Annotated in this window: 6 protein-coding genes and 1 pseudogene; 5 read left to right on the forward strand and 2 right to left on the reverse strand. The window is 70.6% G+C overall.

Annotated features, from left to right (window positions below; translation table 11 throughout):
• Positions 1–650 (forward strand): annotated as a pseudogene (locus WBL05_RS04015) (hypothetical protein); the annotation flags it as partial.
• A gap of 50 nt (positions 651–700) precedes the next feature.
• Here WBL05_RS04015 and WBL05_RS04020 read toward each other — a convergent pair.
• The gene (locus tag WBL05_RS04020; protein ID WP_424223906.1) at positions 701–1225 is read right to left on the reverse strand and encodes a SixA phosphatase family protein; all 525 of its coding nucleotides are present in this window, start codon (positions 1223–1225) and stop codon (positions 701–703) included.
• A complete protein-coding gene (locus tag WBL05_RS04025; protein ID WP_424223908.1) occupies positions 1222–2295 on the reverse strand; it encodes a TRM11 family SAM-dependent methyltransferase in 1074 nt (357 codons plus the stop codon). The genes WBL05_RS04020 and WBL05_RS04025 overlap by 4 nt, the downstream gene beginning before the upstream one ends.
• 91 nt (positions 2296–2386) lie before the next feature.
• Here WBL05_RS04025 and WBL05_RS04030 point away from each other — a divergent pair, with 91 nt between their 5' ends.
• From WBL05_RS04030 to WBL05_RS04045, 4 genes are all read left to right on the forward strand, one after another.
• Positions 2387–2518 (forward strand): hypothetical protein, encoded by a 132-nt coding sequence (locus WBL05_RS04030; RefSeq protein ID WP_424223910.1) that lies wholly within the window; start codon positions 2387–2389, stop codon positions 2516–2518.
• Between the two features lie 47 nt (positions 2519–2565).
• Positions 2566–2865, forward strand: coding sequence for a FeoA family protein (locus WBL05_RS04035; RefSeq protein ID WP_424223912.1), 300 nt, complete (start codon positions 2566–2568; stop codon positions 2863–2865).
• 91 nt (positions 2866–2956) lie between these two features.
• Positions 2957–4834, forward strand: a complete 1878-nt coding sequence (feoB, locus tag WBL05_RS04040) for a ferrous iron transporter B (RefSeq protein ID WP_424223916.1) — start codon at positions 2957–2959, stop codon at positions 4832–4834.
• A 4-nt stretch (positions 4835–4838) separates the two neighbouring features.
• A complete protein-coding gene (locus WBL05_RS04045) occupies positions 4839–5420 on the forward strand; it encodes a NifU family protein (protein ID WP_424223914.1) in 582 nt (193 codons plus the stop codon).
• Positions 5421–5479 lie beyond the last annotated feature (59 nt).

Here is a 5479-nt window from a genome sequence, read left to right on the forward strand (position 1 = left end):
ACCCGGAACAGCGGTTCGCCCTCGGGACCGCGCGCCGCGTCCGCCGGCGTGACTCGGGTGAACTGAACCTGTGGGACGACTACGGCATGGCCGACTCGCCGGAGTGGTACGAGGTCGACGTGGACGCCCCACCCCGCGAGCGGGTCGGACAGTTGCTGGGCGCCTCGGTGATGCCGACCGCCAAGACCTTCACCTTCCTGCTGGTGCTCGGCGCCACGCTGGTCATCCTGATGGTGCTGGTCTCGCTGTTGCTGAACCTGGACGCGCTGTTCTTCAACCGCGGCGGCACTGCCCCGGCGCCGGCACCGACCACGGCCGTCGCTCCCACCGCCGCGCCGGAACCCACCGCCGAACCAGAGCCCGAACCCGAACCGGCCCCGGAACCGACCGGCTTCACCACCCCATCGATGCTGCCGGGCGCGAAGGAGTGCGCGCCCGGGATCTGGGCCGGGCCGCAGACCTCATGCCCGCTGGCCGAGGCGGTTGCCGAGCAGGTCGACCTGGAGATGACCGACGCCGAGATCATCGAGGCGTTCAGCCCGGTGACCAATCAGGCCTACCGGGTGGAGTGCGTGGCCGACGAGGGCATCACCTGCACGGGCCTGGACGGTGTGGTCGGGGTCTACGTCTGGCTGGTCACCACTTCCTGACCGCTCGATCGGGCGGCAACCCAGGCGTCCTGGATCAGCGCACCCCTGGCTCAGGCTCCGGTGTCCTTGGAGTGCCGGTGCACGTCGGTCAGGGTCGCACCGCCATCGGAATCCCACAGGTCCGACCAACTGCCGTCGATCTCGAACTCGCTGTGCGCGGAGGTGGGGAACCAGCACTGGATCTGGTCGGCCTGCCGCGAGTTGGACGCCCAGGCCAGTTCGGCCGCCAGTGTGGGGATACCGGGGGAGTGGCCGATCACCAGCAGCTTGGTGACCTCGTCCGGGATCTCGCCTATGCGCTGCCGGATCAGGTCGGGCGAGGCCAGGTACAGCGCCTCCATGTACTCGACTGGGACCGGGTCGCCGGTGGGCAGTTGCAGCCCCATCGCCTCGTAGGTTTGCCGGGTTCGCATCGAGGACGAGCAGAGCACCAGTTCGATGCCCCGATCGGCCAGGATCAGGCCGGTCTCCCGGGCCTGCCGCCAGCCCCGCGGGGCCAACTCGCGGTCGAAGTCGAGACGGGCGTGGTGCGGCTCGGCCTTCGCGTGGCGCATCAGGAACAGCGTGCGGGTCATGGACTCCAAGTTAGCCCCCGTTCGGCCTCGGCCGCGCGGGTGGCCACTACCAGGTCGCGGTTGATGCCGGCGTCCACCCGATGCGCGAAGCCGAGCCAGGGCCCGGCGTCCTGCGGCTGCAGGCCGGCGTCGGCCAGCATGCCGACCAGTTCAGCACGCGGCAGGGTGTGGGTGTTCCAGGCGATGCCGATCGCCCCGCCGGGCTTCAACTGGCCACGCCAGATCGGGATGGCCTCGGCCAGCAGGTGCGCCGGTGAGCGGTCCCGCCGCCTGGACGACCGCTGGGCAGGTTCGCGGCCTTCCGACTTGGTGCTGGAGCCGTGCACCACCCCGTAGGGCGCGTCGGTGACGATCGCGTCGAACCGCTTGCGTCCGAACAGGGCCGCCGAATCCCGGGTATCGCCGGTGAAGACCGTCATGTTCAGGGTGGGCAGCCCGGGACGCGCCGGCTGGTCGTGGGTCGCCTCGGCGAGCCGCGCCTGGGCGTCCAGCCGCCGACCCAGCGCGCGGCCCTCCCGCCGCACCGGGGATACCTGCGCCGAGTGCTTGATGCGCTTGGTCCGCAGGTACGTCTTCAGGTAGCCGGCCAGCGCGTCGAACGCCTTGTCGTCCGACTCGACGCCGAAGCCGTGGTGGCCGGCCTGCCAGGCGGCCAGCAGGGTGGTGCCCCGCCCGGCCAGCGGATCCAGCACCTCCAGCGGCCCGGGACGGTCCACCTGGCTGAGGGTCAGGTGCAGCAGCAGCCGGGTGAAGCCCTCGTTGGTCTTGCCCTGGTACTTCGGGATCGTCACCAGGTCGTCGTCGAAGACGGCGAGCGAGGGCACATCCAGCGGGGCCAGCAGCTCGCCCCGCTGCTCGAAGCTGACCAGGTGCGCCGACTGGGCGGCCAGCACGAGTTCGTCGACCTCATCGGCGGTGAAGCGCAGCGCGTCGGCGCTGCCGATCCGGGCCGGGACGATGTCGGACGCGAAGCTCGCCGTGACCGCCAGCTCCGCCGCTGACAGCACGGCGGTCGCCTGCCGGTAGACGCGGTTCGCTGACGGACTCAGCAGCATCAGGTAGGTCGTCACCCGCCCATCGTGGCATGGCATTGGGTCGGCCCGGGCAACCAGTTCCCCAGCAGGTTTCGGATGTCCATTGGTGCGGGTTTATGGTGTGCGCGTGGGCAACAAGACGATCCTCGGCCTGGCGCTGGCCTGCTATGCCGCCGCCTTCGCGATGCTGCTTCTCGGCCGTCGGCCCGCCCGCGCGGAGAGTGCTGAAACCGCTGGTCAGACCGGGATGGTTCGGTAACCCGACCCCCCGAGACCGGTCAACTTAGGCGATGCTAACCTAAGCTCATGACGTCGGTAATCGCGCCTCTCTGCGAGCGCTGTCTCGACCTCTGCGACCCGGAGGCAGCTGGCTGCATTGCCATGGGCGCCCTGGGCTGCGGCCAGCGCGGCGTGGTCGCCGGGTTCCGCGCCGAGGAGGACATGACCGTCTGTCGTCGTCTGTTCGACCTCGGTTTCGCGCAGGGCGTCGAGGTGGAACTCGTGCGCCGCGCGCCGATGCGCGACCCCCTGGTCTTCCGCATCGCCGGTGGCGAGATGCTGCTGCGCCGTCGGGACGCCGACCGGATCGTGGTCCGGGTCGCCTGAAATGTCCTGCCACGACGCCGCCGGTGAATCGGGCGCCCACGGATCTGCCACCCGGGGCGCCGCGATCAAGTCGCCCGAGTTCCGGATCGCCATGGTCGGCAACCCGAACGCCGGCAAGTCGACGCTGTTCAACGCCCTCACCGGGCTGAGCGTCAAGGTCGCCAACTACCCGGGGGTCACGGTCAGCCGGCACACCGGCACCGCCCACGTGGGGGGCCGGACGCTCGTCCTGGAGGACCTGCCCGGCTCGTACTCGCTCGACCCGATAAGCCCGGACGAGGAACTCATCGCCGAGGTCCTCGAGCCCGACAACCCGTTGCGCCCCGACGCGCTGCTGGTCGTCCTGGACGCCACCAGCCTGCAGCGCTCCCTCGGCCTGCTGGCCCAGGTCCAGCAGCTGCGGCTGCCCACCATCGCGGTGCTCACCTTCGGTGATGAGCTGGCCCGCCGCGGCGGCTCGTTGGACGCCGCGCGCCTGTCCCAGGCGGTCGGCAACCGGGTGATGACGGTGACCGCCGGCAACCGGGCCCAGCTCTACGACCTCAGGCTCGCCCTGGCCGAACCGGACAGCTGGCTGTCCCCGGTCGTGCCGGCCCCGACCGAACCGCGCAGCGTCACCGGCTGGATCACCTCGGTGCTGCGCAGCGCCGGCCACCATCCCCCCGCCGTCGACGAGCGCACCCGCAAGATCGACGCGGTGCTGCTGCACCCAGTGCTGGGTACGATCATCTTCCTGCTCACCATGGCAGGCCTCTTCCAGGTCATCTTCACCGTGGCCGCGCCGCTCCAGGGGTTGATCGAGGCCTTCTTCGGCTGGCTGGCCGAGCTTGTGCGCGCCAACGGCGAGGTCGGCTGGCTGTCCGGGTTGCTCGCCGACGGTTTGATCGCCGGCGTCGGCGGGGTGCTGGTCTTCCTTCCCCAGATCGCGCTGCTGTTCGCCATGATCGCGTTGCTCGAAGCCACCGGCTACATGTCCCGGGTGGCCTTCCTGATGGACCGGGTGATGGGACGAGCCGGCCTGGAGGGCCGCGCCTTCGTCGCCATGCTCAGCTCGGTGGCCTGCGCGGTGCCGGGCATCATGGCCACCCGCACGCTGCCGTCGGCCCGCGACCGGTTGGCCACCATGATGACCGCGCCGCTGATGACCTGCTCGGCCCGGCTGCCGGTTTACATCCTGCTGATCGGGCTGCTGGTGCCGGCCGACGTCCGGTTCGGACCGATCGGCTTGCAGGGCCTGGTGATGTTCCTGCTCTACGTGCTGGGCGCGGTGGCCGCGATGACGGCGGCCTGGGTCTTCAAGCACCTGCTCAAGGGCAAGGGTCCCGAGCTGCCGTTCTACATGGACATGCCGAGTTACCGGATGCCCGGCTGGCGCGAGATGGTTCGCGCGGTCTGGGACGCCAGCGCCAACTTCGTGCGCCGGGTTGGCGGCATCATCCTGATGCTGTCGCTGGTGCTGTGGGCGCTGCTCGCGCTACCGGTCGCCTCACCCGACAAGATGTCGGCAGCCGGTATCGATGTGACCGACGAGGTCGCCGTGGCCGCCTACCAGATCGACAACTCGGTCGCCGCCGCAGTGGGCAAGACGATCCAGCCGGTCTTCGAGCCGCTCGGCTTCGACTGGCGGATCTCGGTCGGCCTGGTCGGCGCAATGGGTGCCCGGGAGGTCTTCGTGGCCACCATGGGGCAGGTCGCGGCCGCCGAGGACCCCGAGGACCCGAAGGCCAGCCTGGAGCAGATGACCTGGTTGTCCGGCCCGCACCAGGGGGAGCAACTGTTCACCCCGGGTGTGGTCGCGGCGCTGCTGGTGTACTTCGCGTTCGCGCTGCAGTGCACGTCCACCATCGCCACCCTGCGCCGCGAATCGGGTAGCTGGAAGTGGCCCGCCATCGCCTTCGGTTACATGACCGGGCTGGCCTGGGTATCGGCGTGGCTGGTCAGGACCGTGGTCGAGATCTTCGTCGGGTGACGCGATGAGCGAACTCGCAGCCCCACCGGTCGGCGTCGCGCTGCACGCCGAGGTCGTCCCCGACGACCCGACAGCCATGCGCTGGGTGCTGCCCGACGGGCTGCCGGCGTCTGGCCGACTGCTGGGCGCACCCGGCGTACTCGGTGAGCTGCTGGCCGGACTGATCGTCCGGGCGGTCGCCGAGCCGGCCGCGCTGTGGACCTGGCTGGCCGAGCCGAGTTGGCCGGAGCACGGGCCGGTAGTCCGGGACGCCATCATCGCGGCGGCTGCCCGGCCAGACCAGTGGCAGGTCGCCCCGGCCGCCGACGAGGTGCTGCAACTGGTCGCCAAGGATGTCATCGACCACCAACTCGGCACCTTCATCGCCTCCCACGGCGGCCGGATCGCTTTGGTCAGGGTCGAGACCGGGGTGGTCGAGGTTGAGATGGCAGGGGCCTGCGCGCACTGCCCCGCGGCCGGGCTGACGCTGCAGGGCCGGATCGGGGCGGCCATCAGCGCCAGGCTGGGCCAGCCGGTGGAAGTCCGGCCCGCGGGCGGCGTTCCGGCGGGTGCGGCGAAGTGGCGGCGGCTGTTGCGCCGCGCCTGAACCCGGCACTGGTTACGCGGTTCGACCAGCTCACCGGCAGCACTGCCTCGCTGGCAGCA

The organism is Brooklawnia sp. (assembly GCF_049651565.1).
Taxonomy (GTDB): domain Bacteria; phylum Actinomycetota; class Actinomycetes; order Propionibacteriales; family Propionibacteriaceae; genus Brooklawnia.